General features: G+C 72.4%; 11 protein-coding genes and 1 pseudogene. 7 read left to right on the top strand and 5 right to left on the bottom strand.

What is annotated here, in order from left to right:
* Positions 1-210 precede the first annotated feature (210 nt).
* Positions 211-1,632: a molybdopterin-dependent oxidoreductase gene (locus ACZ6TV_RS12295; RefSeq protein WP_465297344.1), complete on the top strand. Its 1,422-nt coding sequence runs from the start codon at positions 211-213 to the stop codon at positions 1,630-1,632.
* Between the two features lie 122 nt (positions 1,633-1,754).
* Here the strand turns inward: ACZ6TV_RS12295 and ACZ6TV_RS12290 are convergent.
* A pseudogene (locus ACZ6TV_RS12290) lies at positions 1,755-2,120 on the bottom strand (WhiB family transcriptional regulator); the annotation flags it as partial.
* A 180-nt stretch (positions 2,121-2,300) separates the two neighbouring features.
* Here ACZ6TV_RS12290 and ACZ6TV_RS12285 point away from each other — a divergent pair.
* Positions 2,301-3,059, top strand: coding sequence for a helix-turn-helix transcriptional regulator (locus ACZ6TV_RS12285; RefSeq protein WP_465297215.1), 759 nt, complete (start codon positions 2,301-2,303; stop codon positions 3,057-3,059).
* 64 nt (positions 3,060-3,123) lie between these two features.
* Here ACZ6TV_RS12285 and ACZ6TV_RS12280 read toward each other — a convergent pair whose 3' ends face one another.
* Complete coding sequence (locus tag ACZ6TV_RS12280; protein ID WP_327008183.1) at positions 3,124-3,516, bottom strand: DUF5319 domain-containing protein; 393 nt, start codon at positions 3,514-3,516, stop codon at positions 3,124-3,126.
* Positions 3,517-3,662: 146 nt separating this feature from the next.
* Here ACZ6TV_RS12280 and guaB point away from each other — a divergent pair, with 146 nt between their 5' ends.
* On the top strand, positions 3,663-5,165 hold the full coding sequence (guaB, locus tag ACZ6TV_RS12275) for an IMP dehydrogenase (protein ID WP_465297214.1): 1,503 nt from the start codon (positions 3,663-3,665) through the stop codon (positions 5,163-5,165).
* A 30-nt stretch (positions 5,166-5,195) separates the two neighbouring features.
* Complete coding sequence (locus tag ACZ6TV_RS12270) at positions 5,196-6,314, top strand: GuaB3 family IMP dehydrogenase-related protein (RefSeq protein WP_465297213.1); 1,119 nt, start codon at positions 5,196-5,198, stop codon at positions 6,312-6,314.
* 76 nt (positions 6,315-6,390) lie between these two features.
* On the opposite strand, the gene ACZ6TV_RS12265 is transcribed toward ACZ6TV_RS12270, so the two are convergent.
* Both ACZ6TV_RS12265 and ACZ6TV_RS12260 read right to left on the bottom strand, forming a co-directional pair.
* Positions 6,391-6,810, bottom strand: coding sequence for a roadblock/LC7 domain-containing protein (locus tag ACZ6TV_RS12265; RefSeq protein ID WP_033357615.1), 420 nt, complete (start codon positions 6,808-6,810; stop codon positions 6,391-6,393).
* A complete protein-coding gene (locus ACZ6TV_RS12260) occupies positions 6,807-9,869 on the bottom strand; it encodes a sensor histidine kinase (protein ID WP_465297212.1) in 3,063 nt (1,020 codons plus the stop codon). Before ACZ6TV_RS12260 ends, ACZ6TV_RS12265 begins: the two co-directional genes overlap by 4 nt.
* 202 nt (positions 9,870-10,071) lie before the next feature.
* On the opposite strand from ACZ6TV_RS12260, the gene ACZ6TV_RS12255 reads away from it, so the two are divergent.
* Entirely contained in the window at positions 10,072-11,328 is a 1,257-nt protein-coding gene (locus ACZ6TV_RS12255) for an ABC transporter substrate-binding protein (RefSeq protein WP_465297211.1), read from the top strand.
* On the opposite strand, the gene ACZ6TV_RS12250 is transcribed toward ACZ6TV_RS12255, so the two are convergent.
* Positions 11,318-12,562, bottom strand: coding sequence for a M48 family metalloprotease (locus tag ACZ6TV_RS12250; protein WP_465297210.1), 1,245 nt, complete (start codon positions 12,560-12,562; stop codon positions 11,318-11,320). The genes ACZ6TV_RS12255 and ACZ6TV_RS12250 overlap by 11 nt on opposite strands.
* A gap of 118 nt (positions 12,563-12,680) precedes the next feature.
* On the opposite strand from ACZ6TV_RS12250, the gene ACZ6TV_RS12245 reads away from it, so the two are divergent.
* On the top strand, positions 12,681-14,384 hold the full coding sequence (locus ACZ6TV_RS12245) for an FAD-dependent oxidoreductase (protein ID WP_465297209.1): 1,704 nt from the start codon (positions 12,681-12,683) through the stop codon (positions 14,382-14,384).
* Positions 14,385-14,422: 38 nt separating this feature from the next.
* The gene (guaA, locus tag ACZ6TV_RS12240; RefSeq protein WP_465297208.1) at positions 14,423-15,976 is read left to right on the top strand and encodes a glutamine-hydrolyzing GMP synthase; all 1,554 of its coding nucleotides are present in this window, start codon (positions 14,423-14,425) and stop codon (positions 15,974-15,976) included.
* Positions 15,977-15,978: the final 2 nt, after the last annotated feature.

Genomic DNA, 15,978 nt, shown 5'->3' with positions numbered 1-15,978 from the left:
GGCAGTTCGCGTAGCGGGCAGAGCCGGTTCCGGGGCGCACTGAACGGCCGCCGGTGACGAGCCGGCAGCCGGAGTTCTTAGGGATCGATTACCGCACTTGGTGCGCGTTGATCCACGGCGCAGACTGGAGCCGTGCTCACCAAACGGAACGCGGCGTTCGCCGGGCTGGCTGCCGCAGGGGTGGCGCTCGGCGTCGCCGAGGTCGTCGCGATCCTGACCGGCGCGTCCACGTCGCCGCTGGTGTCCGTCGGTGGGGTGGTCATCGACGCGGTGCCGGCGCCGGTCAAGGACTTCGCCGTCGCGGTGTTCTACACGTACGACAAGCTGGCGCTGCAGGTCGGCACGCTGCTGATCCTCGCCGTCTTCGCGGCCTTTGTCGGAATTCTGGCGACAAAGCGTCTCATGTACGGGTACCTCGGTATCGGCCTGTTCGCCCTGGTCGGTGTGGTGGCGGCGGTGACCCGGCACGACGCGCCCTGGTATGCGTTCGTGCCGACGCTCGTCGGGGCCGCGGCAGGCGCCGGCGTCCTGCGATGGCTGTTCGTGCGGCCGCCGATCGAGACGTACGAGCAGCGCCGCTTCTTCCTGCGAGCGGCCGGCGGCACCCTCGCCGCCGCGTTCGTCGCCGGGCTGGCCGCGCGCTGGTGGGCGACCCGCCGGGGGGTCGAGGCGGACCGCGCCGCGGTGCGGATCCCCGCCGTGCCCGACACCGCCGCGGCGCTGCCGCCGGAGGTCGACGCGGGCCTGCCCGACCTGGCCCCGTTCGTGACCCCGAACAAGGACTTCTACCTCATCGACACCACCCTCGTCGTGCCGCAGGTGTCCCCGGACGACTGGACGCTGCGCATCCACGGGCGGGTCGACAAGCCGCTCACCCTGAACTTCAAGGAGCTGCTCGAGCGGCCCATGATCGAGCGGTACGTGACGCTCGCCTGCGTGTCCAACGACGTCGGCGGCGGGCTGATCGGCAACGCGAAGTGGCAGGGCGTGCGCATCGCCGACCTGCTCGACGAGGTCCGCCCGCAGCGCGGCGCCGATCAGGTGGTGAGCAGGTCGGTGGACGGGTTCACCGCCGGCACCCCGACCGCGCTGCTGCGTGACGGGCGGGACGCGATGCTGGCCATCGCGATGAACGGCGAGCCGCTGCCCATCGAGCACGGATTCCCGGTCCGGATGGTGGTCCCCGGCCTGTACGGGTACGTCTCGGCCACGAAATGGCTCGCCGAGCTCGAACTGACGTCGTTCGCCGATTTCGACGCGTACTGGATCAAGCGTGGCTGGTCGCGGGAAGGGCCGATCAAGACCCAGTCGCGGATCGACACGCCGCGCGACGGCGGCAGCCCCGCCGCCGGGCAGGTCACGATCGCCGGGGTCGCCTGGGCGCAGCATCGCGGCATCTCCAAGGTCGAGGTCCGCGTCGACGAGGGCCCTTGGGAGCAGGCGAAGCTCGCCGCCGTGCCGTCGATCGACACGTGGCGGCAGTGGACGCTGCCGTGGACGGCGACGCCCGGCAAGCACCGCATCACGGTGCGGGCCACGGACAACGGCGGCGACACCCAGACAGACGCCTTGGCGCCGCCGGATCCCGACGGCGCCACTGGTTGGCATTCGGTGCAGGTGGAGGTGCGCTGACCCCGGTCAGCGAGCCCGATCAGGGAGGCCGGTCAGCGAGCGGCCGGCCGGGCGCGGTCGGCACCCGCCCGCCGGCGCTGGGCCGGCACGCTGGGCGCGGGATGCGTGCGCACGGTGCGCAGCGGGATCAGAGGCGGCGACGGACGCAACCCGAGCTTCGCCTCCAGCCGCGGCACGTCGACCGTGGTGCGGCTGCGTTCGGCGCAGTCCTCCCAGCCGACGGCCAGCAGTCGCAGCCGCTCGCCCTCGCTGAAGCCGCCCCACACGCCGTACGGCTCGCGGGTCGCCAGGGCCTGCGCCGCGCACTGCGCGCGGACCGGGCACGCCCGGCAGACGTTCTTCGCCGCTGTCTCACGCCGGCCGCGCGACGCGCCGCGCTCACCGTCCGGGTGGAAGAACTGCGCGCTGTCCCGGCCGCGGCACAGCCCGAGACGCTGCCAGTCCCACATGTCCGCGATCGGGCCGGGCAGTCGAGTCACATTCGTCATTCGCCCCTCCTTCCTAGCTTGCGGACTGGAATTCGTGAGTCGCACAATCCCTGTACAACGCACGAGACCGCCGCAGGTAACGGGATGTCGTCGGTCAATTTCTCGTAGGCCAATCGCGGCGAAACCACGTCTAGATCTCGCCATTTCGTGTTTCTCTCTTTGAGAGAGAGGAGCACGACGGTGCGTACGATTTTGGTGTGTGTGCGAACACAGGTCGCGGCACAGACGGTCGCCGCAGCCGCGGCCAGGCTCGGGGTGGCACACGCGGTGCGGACCGCCGTCACGATGGTCGAGGCCTTGGCCCGCCTGAGTGAGCAGCCCGCGGACCTGGTGCTGGCCGACCCGACCCTTGCCCGGCCCGACAGCGCGGAGTTCTCCCGCCGCGTCCTGGCGGTGTCGCCCGGCTCGACGGTGGTCTTCTTCGGCACGGAGGAGCCGCGCGCCGCGGCCGCGGCCATCGCGGCGGGCGCGAGGGCGGTCATCCGCGTCGACACGGCGGACCCGGTCACGACGCTCGCCAAGGCGGTGCTGCTGGTGCTGAGCCAGGTCGGCCGGGCCAACGGCGACCCCGTGCTGCCCGCGCGGGTCGGCACGCCGGCCCAGGCGGGCAGCGGAGTGCTCCCGGCCGGCCGGGGGCTGCCAGGGGCGGCGAGGACCGCGGTGGGCCTGCCGAACGCGCGTGTCGCGGGCGCGGGCGTGCCGCAGCAGCGCGGCGACATGCCCGGCGAGGCGCCGCGGCGGCGCGTCGAACTGACCGAGCGCGAGCTGCAGGTGCTACGCGGCATGGCGGACGGCAAGAGCAACGCCGAGATCGGCAGGGAGCTCTTCGTCTCCGAGGACACGGTCAAGACGCACGCTCGCCGGCTGTTCCGGAAGCTGGGTGCACGCGACCGGGCACACGCCGTCGCGGCGGCCTTCCGTGCCGGGTTGGTGAGCTAGCGTCGCGTGCCATGCCGCGTCGGTACCCCACCCGCGGCAAACCTAAACGAGGGCGCCGACGAACTCAGCCTTCGTTGTCGTCCGTGGCACTCGCGAGTGCGTCATGGACCCCGTCAGCGTAACCCCGCGCGTATTCCCATGTGACGTAATGGTCCGGGTCAGGGTCGAACGCCGGCTCGTGCACCCGGGGCCGGCCCGACGTGAGCAGGTGCTTCAGGTTTCCCCGCAGCAGGTCCCAGTCGAAGTAATGCGGCTCGTGGCAGTCCTCACACTCGATGACGAGCCCACGGACGCCGATCGCCGTGAGCAGCGCCTGGTAGATCTCGAGGTCGGCAAGGTCCTCGAGAACGTCCTGGCGCTCGGCGGCGGTCAACGGGTCGTCGGCACCGCTGTCGTCGAGCTCGGCCGAAGGATCGGCCGGGTCACCGGCGAACGGGTCGATGGGCTCTTCGTGCACGCCTCAACGGTAGCCCTAATACCCGCGCGTGTGGGGCTCGGTATGCAGAGCGGTAGTAAGCCAGGGCACGTCCGGCGATGGCGGAGGGGTGCGCCGTCGGGGCGGAAGTACGATGAGACGCACCCGCCGGACGACCGAGAGCTGGGATGCGCTTCATGGATTTCTCGACGCGACCTGACGTGCTGCCTTTGGGCCTGACCTTCGACGACGTGCTGTTGCTGCCGGGCGAGTCCGACGTCGTGCCGAGCGCCGTCGACACGTCCAGCCACGTCACCCGCAACATCACCCTGCGCATCCCGCTGGTCTCCAGCGCGATGGACACGGTGACCGAGGCCCGGATGGCGATCGCCATGGCGCGCCAGGGCGGCATCGGCACCCTGCACCGCAACCTGTCCATCGACGACCAGGCGCAGCAGGTCGACCTGGTGAAGCGGTCCGAGGCCGGCATGGTCACCAACCCGGTGACCTGCTCGCCCGACGACACGCTCGGCGAGGTGGACAAGCTCTGCGGGCGGTATCGCATCTCCGGCGTCCCGGTCGTCGACGCCGCGGGGCAGCTCGTCGGCATCGTCACCAACCGCGACATGCGCTTCGTGTCCGACCCGGCGACGCCCGTCCGCGACATCATGACCGTCACCCCGCTCTACACGGCGCTGGTCGGGGTCAGCAAGGACGAGGCCCGCGCGCTGCTGCGCAAGCACAAGGTCGAGAAGCTGCCGATCGTCGACAGCTCCGGCAAGCTCCGCGGCCTCATCACGGTCAAGGACTTCTCCAAGAGCGAGAAGTTCCCGCACGCCACCAAGGACGACGCCGGCCGCCTGCGGGTCGCCGCCGCCGTCGGGGTCGGCGACGACTCCTACAAGCGCGCCCGCACCCTCATCGACGCCGGGCTCGACATCGTCATGGTCGACACCGCGCACGGGCACAACCGGCAGGTCGTCGAGATGGTCGCCCGGCTGAAGAAGGAGACCACCGTCGACGTCGTCGGCGGCAACGTCGCCACCTATGCGGGCGCGAAGGCGCTCGCCGAGGCGGGCGCCGACGCGGTCAAGGTCGGCGTCGGACCGGGCTCCATCTGCACCACCCGCGTCGTCGCCGGCGTCGGCGTGCCGCAGATCACCGCCATCATGGAGGCCTCCCGGGCCTGCGCGCCGCTCGGCGTGCCCGTCATCGGCGACGGCGGCATGCAGTATTCCGGCGACATCGCCAAGGCGATCGTGGCCGGCGCCGACACCGTGATGCTCGGCAGCCTCCTCGCCGGCTGCGAGGAGAGCCCCGGCGACCTGATCTTCATCAACGGCAAGCAGTTCAAGTCCTACCGGGGCATGGGCTCGCTCGGCGCGATGCAGTCCCGCGGCCAGGCCCGGTCCTACTCCAAGGACCGCTACTTCCAGGACGACGTCCTGTCCGACGACAAGCTGGTGCCCGAGGGCATCGAGGGCCAGGTCCCCTTCCGCGGCCCCCTCTCCGCGGTCGCCCACCAGCTCGTCGGTGGTCTGCGCTCCGGCATGGGCTTCGTCGGCGCCGCCACCGTCCCCGACATGCACGAGCGGGGCCAGCTCATCCGGATCACCGCGGCCGGGCTCAAGGAGAGCCACCCGCACGACATCCAGATGACCGTCGAGGCCCCCAACTACCACTCGCGGTGACACACCCCCAAGCAATGGCAGGAGCGGCAAATGCGTGACGTGGTCGAGATCGGGCTGAGCAAGAGCGCCCGGCGTGGCTACCACCTGGACGACATCGCGATCGTCCCGACACGGCGCACCCGTGACGTCGACGACGTGTCGACCAACTGGCAGCTCGACGCGTACCCGTTCAAGATCCCGTGCGTGGCGCACCCCTCCGACGCCATCATGAGCCCCGCGACCGCGGTCGAGCTCGGCCGGCTCGGCGGGCTCGGCGTGCTCAACGTCGAGGGGCTCTGGACGCGGTACACCGACCCGACCAAGATCCTGGAGGAGCTCTCCGGGCTGGAGGACGACCCGCGGGCCACCCGGCGCCTCCAGGAGGTGTATGCGGAGCCCATCAAGCCCGAGCTCATCGGTGAGCGGGTCAAGGAGATCCGCGACGGCGGCGTCACGGTCGCGGTCCGCGTCTCGCCGCAGCACACCCTCGCGCTCGCCCCGGTGATCCTCGACGCGGGCGTCGACCTGCTGGTCATCCAGGGAACCCTCGTCTCCGCCGAGCACGTGTCGACGACCGACGAGCCGCTCAACCTCAAGGAGTTCATCGCCGACCTGGACCTGCCGGTCATCGTCGGCGGCTGCACCAACTACCAGACCGCGCTGCACCTCATGCGCACCGGCGCGGCCGGCGTCATCGTCGGCATCGGCGCCGACGAGTGGTCGACGACCGACCGGGTCCTGGGCATCCGCGTCCCGATGGCCACCGCCATCGCCGACGCCGCCGACGCCCGCCGCGACTACCTCGACGAGACCGGCGGCCGCTACGTGCACATCATCGCCGACGGCAACCTGCAGACGTCCGGCGACATCGCCAAGGCCCTCGGCTGCGGCGCCGACGCGGTCATGGTCGGCGAGCCGCTGTCCCGCAGCACGTCGGCCCCGGCCGGCGGCGCCTGGTGGCACTCCGCCGCCAGCCACCCGAAGCTGCCGCGTGGCTCGTTCGGCGCCGCGGAGGAGTCCCTCGGCACGCTCGACAAGGTGCTGTACGGGCCCTCCGAGGACCCCGACGGCGTGCTCAACCTGTTCGGCGGTCTGCGGCGCGCGATGGCCAAGTGCGGCTACCGCGACCTGAAGGAGTTCCAGAAGGTCGGCCTGGTCCTCGACCGCTGACCCTGCGACAAGCGCGAAAGCGGCCCGGACCACTGGTTGGTCCGGGCCGTTGCCGTTTCCACGAGGGAAGCGGCGATCAGCGGGGGAGGGCCTGCTGGAGCTCGGCGCGCAGGGCCGGGGTGAGCATCTCGCCGGCCTGCTTGGCCAGGCGGGCCATCTCGTAGCCGACGACGCCGATGTCGGCCTCGCGGCCGGCGAGCGTGGCGAGGATCGAGCCGTCGCGGATCGTCATGACCAGGAAGAAGCCCTGGCCCATCTCGACCACGGTCTGCTTGACCTCGTCGCCGTCGAAGATGCGGGCGGCGCCGCTGGTGACGCTCACCAGGCCCGACGTCACGGCGGCCAGCTGGTCTGCGCTGTCGCGGGGCAGATGGTCCGACACCGCGACCAGCAGGCCGTCGGAGGACACCACCACCGCGTGCGCGATGCCCGGCACCCGTTCGGTGAAGGCGTTGATCAACCAGCTCAGGTCCCGTGCTTGTTGGCTCAGGGTCACGCCGTGCTCCCTCGATGATCGTTGATCGGCACCGTGGGTACCTCGTCCTCATTCGCGGCCCGGTGCACGCCACTGTAGAACCGGGTGAGCATGCTGCTGACGCTCGCGGGGTCCGGCTCGGTGTGCGACGCGACCACGAGCGGCTGCGTCACGTCTGGCCTGTCCGTCTGTCCGGTGTCACCCGGCAGCTGGGCGAGCGGCACCCGGATCGGCAGGCCGCTGGCGCTCGTGCCAGCGGTCACCGGGGTGCGCTGCGCGGGGACCACCGGCGCCGACGGGGCCGGCGCGTCGCCCGCGCCGCCCCGCGACCACCAGCGGGTGCCCTTGGCGGGCGGCGCGGCGTTGCCCCGCGCGGCCGCGCCGATGATGTCCTCGGCCCGGCTCGGGCCGCGGCGCTGGGAGGTCCCGGCGGGTCCACCGTTGGCGGCCCGCTGCGCCGGAACGGCGCCGGCGTCGGCGGCGGCCGGAACGGCACCCGGCACCCCGGACACGGGCACCGCGGAGACCGGCATCCCGGAGACAGGCACCCCGGACACCGGCATCCCGGAAACGGGCCCGCCGGACACCGGCGCACCCGGGACGGCGCCGTTGGAGGGCACGCCCGAGACCGGCACCCGCGGAGATCCACCGGACACCGGCACCCCCGACACGGGAACGCCGGACACCGGCGCACCCGACACCGGAACCCCGGAGACCGGCACCGCCGAGACGGGCACCCCCGGCACGACCGGAGCGGCGCCGCCGGGGACCGGACCGCCGGAGACCGGTGCGGTCGCGGCGCCGTTCGTGGCGGACGAGGCGACCGGCCAGGTCGGCAGCGCGACCGGCGCAGACGGCAGCGGCGGCGCGGCGACGGCCGGCACGTCCCCGTCGGCCCCCGCACCGTTGGGCCGGCTGGGCAGCGCGGGCAGGACGGCCGTCGGCGCGTCCTCGGCGGTGATCACGCCGGAACCCGGACGGGCCTCGCCCTCCGCGGAGATCGGCAGGCGCGACATGCCCGCGATGCGGTTGCCGCTGCCGTGGTAGAGCCCGGCGCCCTCGGGCGGGGCCGCGAGGAGGCGGGCGGGCAGCGTCACGTAGGCCGTGACGCCCTCGTCGGTGGCGTCGAGGCGGACCTGGACACCGTGCCGCGCGGCGAGGTGGCCGACGACGACGAGACCCATCCGCTCGGACGCGGCGACGTCGATGGCGATCGGGGCCGACACGCGGTCGTTGGCGTCGACGAGGCCGGACTCGGTCATGCCGAGGCCGCGGTCCTCGATGACGATGGTGGCTTCCTTCGTCTGCTTCGAGGGCCAGCCGGCCACGGTGACGACCGTGTCCGGCGGGGAGAACGTCGTGGCGTTCTCCAGCAGCTCGGCGAGCAGGTGCACGATGTCGGCGACGGCGTGCCCGACGACGAAGATGTCGGTCGCGACGTCGTGGCGGATCCGCGCGTACTGCTCGATCTCCGCCATCGCCGCGAGGGTGACGGCGGACAGGGACACCGGCTGCGCCCACCGCCTGGTCGCCTCGCTGCCGGCGAGGACGAGCAGGTTCTCGTCGTTTCGCCGCATGCGGGTGGCGAGGTGGTCGAGGCGGAACAGGTTGGCCAGCTGGTCGGGGTCGGTCTCCGCGGACTCCAGCTGGTCCAGCAGCTGCAGCTGGCGCTCGACGAGCGTCTGCGACCGGCGGGCCAGGTTGACGAACATCGAGTTGACGTTGCGCCGCATGACGGCCTGCTCGACGGCGAGGCTGACCGCGCTGCGGTGCACGGCGGTGAACGCGTCGGCGACCTCACCGATCTCGTCGGTGGATCTGACCCGTGTCGTCGTGTCGACGGTGACCGTCTCACCGCGGGGGAGCGTCCGCAGCCGCTGGATTGCCTCGGGGAGGCGGTGCTGCGCCACGTCGAGGGCCTGCGCCCGCAGCTGCCGCAGCGAGCGCGCCATGGACCGGCCGATGAGCCACGACAGCAGCAGCGCGACGAGCATGACCAGCACGATCACCGAGGTGGCGACGATGGCGTCGGTGCGCTGCGAGGCGCTGCGCTGGGCGGCGCCCTCGATCGCGTCCTCGAGCAGCTCCTGCTCGATGGTGCGGATGTAGTCCAGCTCGCTGGTCGCGGCCAGCCACCACTCCTCGGGGGTCACGCCGACGGCGGCGCCCCGGGCGCGGGAGATCACCTGCTGCTGGAGCCGGGCGACGGTGCCGACCGAGGTCTGGCGCAGGTTGCGGTCGTAGAGGGCGAGGTGCCGCGGGCTGGCGGAGCCGCGGAAGCGCTCGACGGCGGCCACCTGCCGGGCCTGGATCTCCGAGAACGTCTCGAAGTCGTCGGGGGCGAACTTGCCCGCGCTCGCGGCGGCGAAGATCCGCCCGCGCAGCTGGTCCTTGAGCTCCTTGGCCTGCGCGAGGTCCATCAGGGAGGAGACCTCGGTGACCGACTGGGAGTCCCCGCCGATGTCGGGCCGGTCGGGGACCAGCTCGAAGAGGTGCTGGATGGTGGAGGTGTACTGGTCGAAGACCGCCTCCTCGCGCAGCCACCGCGACTTGACGCCCTCCCGGACCAGGAAGAGGTCCGCGAAGTCGGCACTCACCCTGTTCTGCGACTGGTTGAAGATCGGGTTGGCCAGCAGCGGGCGGGCGGCCTGGGAGAAGGCGGCGAGCGCCGCGTCGGTCGCCGCGTAGTTGGCCGACAGCTCCTGATTGCTCGAAGTCGATCCACTCGTCGCCTGCACGGTGGTCGACTTGGCGAGAACTCCAGCCGTTCGGTCCCTTTCCAGCTGCAGGTAGTGGATCAGATTGGTCAGTTGGCGGCCGACTTTGACCCCTTGGGCGAACTGGTCCAGCTTGGAGGCGTCCTGCACCGAGGCGTTGATCTGCACGCCGGCGATGACGAGGAAGGCGACGGCGGGCAGCACGAGGACGGCCGCCAGCTTGGTCGGCACCCGCCAGTCGCGGACCCGGAACAGCGACGCGCTGCGGCGCTGCGGCTCCCCTGGCCTGCGCCGCCGGTGGCTGTTCACCTTCATGACGACGGCGGGAGCCCTCGATGAAGGTGGCGAAGCGAAGGTCTGCACCCCTCACACCTTTCGCATGCGTCATCGCGCTGCCTGAGCAGCGTGCGAGCTTTATCAAACCAGGGTTGCGACATCTGTCCAACCACGTCATTGTGGTGCAGGTCACATTACGCGAAGCTCGACTCCGGGGTTGAAACGCATCGACCAGACGGGAAGGATACGCACCGTCCGACCAGCCGCGCGTCCCAAGGAGCCACCTGTCGTGCACATCCTCGGCCGCCGGCCCGCCGTGGCCGCGTTCGCGGTGATCACGGCGCTCCTCCTGACCGCCTGCACGAGCAAGGGCAACCCCGCGCCGAAGGCGCCGGCGACCGTCGCGATCGGCCTGCTCGTCTCCACGACCGGGCCCAACGCCGCGATCGGCCAGCAGGCCCAGCTCGGCGCGAAGCTGGCCATCGAGCTGATCAACAACGACGTCAAGGACCTGCCGGTCCCCCTGCCGCTGAGCGCCGGCGTCGGCCTCAAGGGCGGCACCAAGCTCACGCTCGTCGTCGGCAACACCGAGAGCGCGCCGGAGAAGGTCGAGAAGGAGGCGTCGCGCCTCGTGCACGACGGCGCCGTCGGCCTGGTCCTCGCCGACACCCTCGACGTCGCCGCGCCGGCCGGCCGCGAGACCGACACCATCGGCGTCGCGCTCGTCGACGCGCTGAGCACCGCGGACACGTTCGTCGACCTCAACCGGGCGGCGCACTTCCGCATCCAGCCGAGCGACCGGCAGATGGTCTCGACCGCCCTCGCCCTGCTGTACCGGGAGCGCGACACCGGCGACGAGTTCAAGCGGATCATCACCGCCTCGGGCAAGGCCAGCGGCGCCACCGGCGACGAGATCGCCAGCGCGCGCGCCTCGATCGAGGACCTCAGCCTCGCCGCCGGCTACGAGATCGGCGGCAAGCAGCAGATCACCCTGGCGGCCGACGGCGCCGGCGACAGCAGCTTCGTCGAGAAGGGCGACGCGGTCGTCGCGATCGTGACCAGCGCCCAGGAGGCGGGCGCGGCGGTGGAGCTCGCCGGGCGGCTCAAGGGCAAGGCGCCGGTCATCGCGCTCGGCCCGGGCGTCGGCGCGCTCGACGCCGTCAAGGGCAACAACCAGGTGCTGCGGGCCTCCGGCTGGTCCGGCGAGTTCGCCGGGCGCAACCCGATCGCGAGGGTCGTCGGCGGCCTCTTCGAGCAGGCGTTCCACGCCAAGATGACCGACGTCGCGGCGGCCGCGTTCACCGCGACGATGCTGCTCGCCCTGGCGATGAACACCGTCAGCGACCTGAGCCCGCCGGTGATCCGCAACGCGGTGCAGCAGCTGTCGCTGCCGGCCACCCAGACCGTCATGCCGTGGAACGGGATCCGCTTCGACGGCAGCGGCTACAACCAGCTCGCCGCCGGCGTCGTCGAGCAGCACGCCCCCAACGGCTACCTGGTGATCCACCCGATCGAGCTGGCGGCGACCCCGACGCTCAGCCTGTAGCGAAGAGCTCCCGCAGCTCGTCGGGCTTCTGGTACAGCTCGTTCAGGTCGAGCACGTCGCCACCCGTCGACACCAGGCGGCGGGCGACCAGCGGGTGCTCCCGCCGCCAGCCCTTGCCCAGCAGGGTGGATTCGACCAGCACCGACAGCAGCACGACACCCATCCATGACGGGGCGGGCTGATCGTCGTCGTGGGCGGCGCCGGTCTCGCCCCGGCGGGCCCGCTCCACGTCGACGGGCCGCCGCAGCAGGGTCCCGGCGAGCTCGCCACGGCCGTCGGGGTCCCGGCCGAGGACCGTGCGCACCGCCTGGACGTATTCGCGGGCCTGCCGCTCCACCTCGGCGCCGTACACCTCGACGGGCAGCTCCTCGAAGCGCGTCCAGTCCCCGTCGCCGTCGATGACCCCGGCGGCCAGGGCCAGCTCCTCGTCGGCGGTCAGCGTGTCCAGGACGACGGCGTCGCCGGCCAGTCCCGGCCTCGGCACCTCGGTCAGCGCCCGAAGCTCGGCGGCGAGCCCGGGGTGCCGCAGCGGCACCTCGTCGAGCAGCGCCCCGCCGTCGACCGTGGGGGCGCCCCACCGCTCCAGCCGTAGCCGCCAGCCGGCGTGCAGGTCGGCGATCCGCACCGTGACCTTCTCAGGCGTGACCCCGGCGAGAGCCGTGGCGTCACGGGTGATGCTGTGCCGGCCCTCGCTCGCGGCGAACGCGGCGAACGCGGCCTCGATCGTCGCGGCCCGCAGCAGCGCCGCGGCGGCGTCCTCGACGCCGGACAGCCCGCCACCGCCGGCGGCGATCGCGGCCGCGTCGCGGACCTGCTCGACGGCGGCTCGCAGCGGCCCGGTCGCGGCGAGGACCTTGGCACTGCCGGCGCCGCTCTCGGCGGCACTACCGGCGGCGGCGAGGAGGCCGCGCACCAGGTCGGGGTGCTTCGTGTCCGGCAGCGCCAGCTCGTGTGCCAGCACGATGCGCAGGTGGTCGGCGGGCAGCCCCCACACCAGGGGCAGCCCGACGTGCAGGACCCCGCCCGAGGACCGGACCGTGCCGGACCCGGTGAGGGCGACCCCGGCCGGTGGGTTCGTGTCCGCGTACTTCGCCGCCTCGATCACCAGCGAGTGCAGGGCGGCGTGCCTGACGGCGCCCACGGGAACGCTCACGGTGGCGGTGTCAGGGCCGCCGGCACCGCGCAGCAGCCGGCGACCACGCCAGGCGGCCAGGCCGCCGGGAAGTCTCGCCATGCGCCTCAGTGTGCCGCACCCGGTGCCGCCGCCCGGGGAGGCGCTCCGGGCAAAACTGACACCGGCCGATGCCGAACTCGGTACTTCCCAGTAAGTTACTCGTGAGTCACCATGAGGCGTGCGATATGACGTGGTGGTCATCGGTTCCGGGTTCGGCGGCAGCGTGACCGCGCTCCGCCTGGCCGAGAAGGGCTACTCGGTCGCGGTCCTGGAGGCCGGCCGGCGCTTCGCCGACGACGAGTTCCCCAAGACGTCGTGGGACGCCAAGCGCTTCCTGTGGGCGCCGGCCCTGCGCTGCTTCGGCGTCCAGCGGCTCACCCTGCTGCGCAACGTGCTGGTCCTGTCCGGCTCCGGCGTCGGCGGCGGGTCGCTGATCTACGCCAACACGCTCTACCGGCCACTCGAGCAGTTCTACGACGACCCGCAGTGGCGCGGCATCACCGACTGGCGCGCCGAGCTCGCACCCTTCTACGACCAGGCCGAGCGGATGCTCGGCGTCAGCGTCTACCACCGCATGACCCGCGCCGACGTGGCGATCAAGGCGGTCGCGGAGAAGATGGGCGTCGGCGACACCTTCCACCAGACTCCCGTCGGGGTGTATTTCGGCAGGTCGGGCGTCGACCCGTACTTCGGCGGCGCCGGTCCGCTGCGGCACGGCTGCGAGCACTGCGGCGCGTGCATGACCGGCTGCCGGGTCGGCGCGAAGAACACTCTGGTCAAGAACTATCTGCACCTGGCGGAGCGGCTCGGCGTCGAGGTGCACCAGTTGACGACGGTGGCGTCGGTGCGCCCTGAGGACGGCGGCTACCGGGTCGACACCCGGGGCACGGGACGCCGGCGGGACCGGCGGACGTTCCACGCGGCGCAGGTCGTGTTCGCCGCCGGCGCCCTCGGCACGCAGGAGCTGCTGCTGCGGATGCGCGCCGACGGCCACCTGCCCGGCGTGTCGGCGCGGGTCGGCACGCTCACCCGCACCAACTCGGAGTCGATCGTCGGCGCCCGGTCCCTGCGCAACGACGTCGACTTCACCGATGGGGTGGCGATCACCAGCTCGTTCCACCCCGACGCGCACACCCACATCGAGCCGGTCCGCTACGGCCCGGGCTCCAACGCCATGGGCCTGATGCAGACCGTGCTCACCGACGGCGGTCCGTGGCGGCCGCTGCGCTGGTTCGGCGCGTTCTTCCGGCACCCGATCCGGCACGCCCGGGTGCTGTCCGTGCGGCGCTGGTCGCACAAGACGGTGATCGCGCTGGTCATGCAGTCGCTGGACAACTCGCTCAACGTGCGGCTGCGCCGCGGCTGGACCGGCCGCCGCAAGCTCACCACCTCGCAGGGCCACGGCGAGCCCAACCCGACCTGGATCCCCGCCGGCAACCGGGCCGTGCGCCTGCTGGCCGAGGAGATCGGCGGGATGGCCGGCGGCAGCTGGTCGGAGGTCTTCAACATCCCGATCACCGCGCACATCCTCGGCGGCGCGCCCATCGCCGACTCGCCGGAGCGCGGGGTCGTCGACGCCTACCACCGCGTCTACGGCCACCCCGGCCTGCACGTCGTCGACGGCGCCGCGGTCAGCGCCAACCTCGGCGTCAACCCGTCGCTGACGATCACCGCCCAGGCGGAGCGGGCCATGTCCATGTGGCCCAACCGTGGCGACGCCGACCCGCGCCCGCCGCTCGGCGAGGCCTACCGGCAGGTGGCTCCCGTCGCACCGGCGAACCCGGCCGTGCCCGCCACCGCTCCGGCCGCGCTGCGCCTCGTCTCCGCGCGGCCGGGGGGCGCCGCCGTACCGACGCCGAAACCGCCGCAAGAGCAACCCTGAGGCGCAGGTCACGTCGGGGCGCCGACTACGCTCGTCGCATGACCACGCCGCCGCCGGTTCTCGTCGTCGACTTCGGGGCCCAATACGCGCAGCTCATCGCCCGCCGGGTGCGTGAGGCGCACGTCTACTCCGAGATCGTCCCGCACTCGATGCCGGTCGCGGACATGCTCGCCAAGCGTCCCGCCGCGATCGTCCTGTCCGGCGGTCCCTCTTCCGTGTATGAGGAGGGCGCCCCGCAGGTCGACCCGGCGCTGTTCGAGGCCGGCGTGCCGGTCTTCGGCATCTGCTACGGCTTCCAGGCGATGGCGGTCGCGCTGCGCGGCGAGGCGAGCCACACGGGCCTGCGCGAGTTCGGCGGCACCCCGCTGAGCATCGCCGCGGACGGTGGCGTGCTGCTGCGCGGCCTGCCCGACGCGCAGTCGGTGTGGATGAGCCACGGCGACTGCGTCACCGCCGCCCCGGCCGGCTTCACGGTCACCGCGGGCTCGCCGGCCGCGCCGGTCGCCGCGTTCGAGGACGTGTCGCGCCGCCTCGCCGGCGTGCAGTTCCACCCCGAGGTCGCGCACACCCCGCACGGCCAGGAGGTGCTGCGCCGGTTCCTCTACGAGATCGCCGGCATCGAGCCCACCTGGACGTCCAACAACATCATCGAGGAGCAGGTCGAGGCGGTCCGGGCCCGCGTCGGCAGCAAGCGCGTGCTGTGCGCGCTGTCCGGCGGGGTCGACTCCGCCGTCGCCGCGGCGCTCGTGCAGAAGGCCGTCGGTGACCAGCTGACCTGCGTCTTCGTCGACCACGGCCTGCTGCGCGCCGGCGAGGCCGAGCAGGTCGAGAAGGACTACGTCGCCGCCACCGGCATCAACCTGAAGGTCGTCGACGCCTCGGCCCGCTTCCTCGGCGCGCTCGCCGGGGTCACCGACCCGGAGCAGAAGCGCAAGATCATCGGCCGGGAGTTCATCCGGGTCTTCGAGCAGGCCGCCCGCGACCTGGAGGCCGAGGAGCACGTCGAGTTCCTCGTCCAGGGCACGCTCTACCCCGACGTGGTCGAGTCCGGCGGCGGCACCGGCACCGCCAACATCAAGTCCCACCACAACGTCGGCGGCCTCCCCGACGACCTGCAGTTCGCCCTGGTCGAGCCGCTGCGGACGCTCTTCAAGGACGAGGTGCGCGCGATCGGCGCGGCGCTCGGCCTGCCCGAGGAGATCGTCATGCGGCACCCCTTCCCGGGGCCGGGGCTGGCGATCCGGATCATCGGCGCGGTCGACGAGGAGCGCCTCGAGATCCTGCGCGCCGCCGACCTGATCGCCCGCGAGGAGCTCACCGCCGCCGGGCTGGACCGGTCGGTCTGGCAGTTCCCCGTGGTGCTGCTCGCGGACGTGCGCAGCGTCGGCGTCCAGGGCGACGGCCGCACCTATGGTCACCCGATCGTGTTGCGCCCGGTCTCCAGCGACGACGCCATGACCGCCGACTGGTCCCGGCTGCCGCACGAGCTCATCGCCAAGATTTCCACCCGGATAACGAACGAGGTCCGGGAGGTCAACCGCGTGGTCGTGGATGTTACGTCCAAGCCGCCGGGCACCATTGAATGGGAGTGAAT

The sequence above is a fragment of the Dactylosporangium sp. NPDC051087 genome (assembly GCF_055586325.1).
Note: the sequence above shows the minus strand (reverse complement) of the source record. Positions and strands in the feature narration are given on the sequence as shown.

Bases quoted from the DNA above. Each gene is read 5' to 3' on its own strand.
- guaB (WP_465297214.1), top strand. From the start codon at position 3,663: ATGCGCTTCATGGATTTCTCGACGCGACCTGACGTGCTGCCTTTGGGC.
- ACZ6TV_RS12270 (WP_465297213.1), top strand. From the start codon at position 5,196: ATGCGTGACGTGGTCGAGATCGGGCTGAGCAAGAGCGCCCGGCGTGGC.
- ACZ6TV_RS12250 (WP_465297210.1), bottom strand. From the start codon at position 12,562: ATGGCGAGACTTCCCGGCGGCCTGGCCGCCTGGCGTGGTCGCCGGCTG.
- guaA (WP_465297208.1), top strand. From the start codon at position 14,423: ATGACCACGCCGCCGCCGGTTCTCGTCGTCGACTTCGGGGCCCAATAC.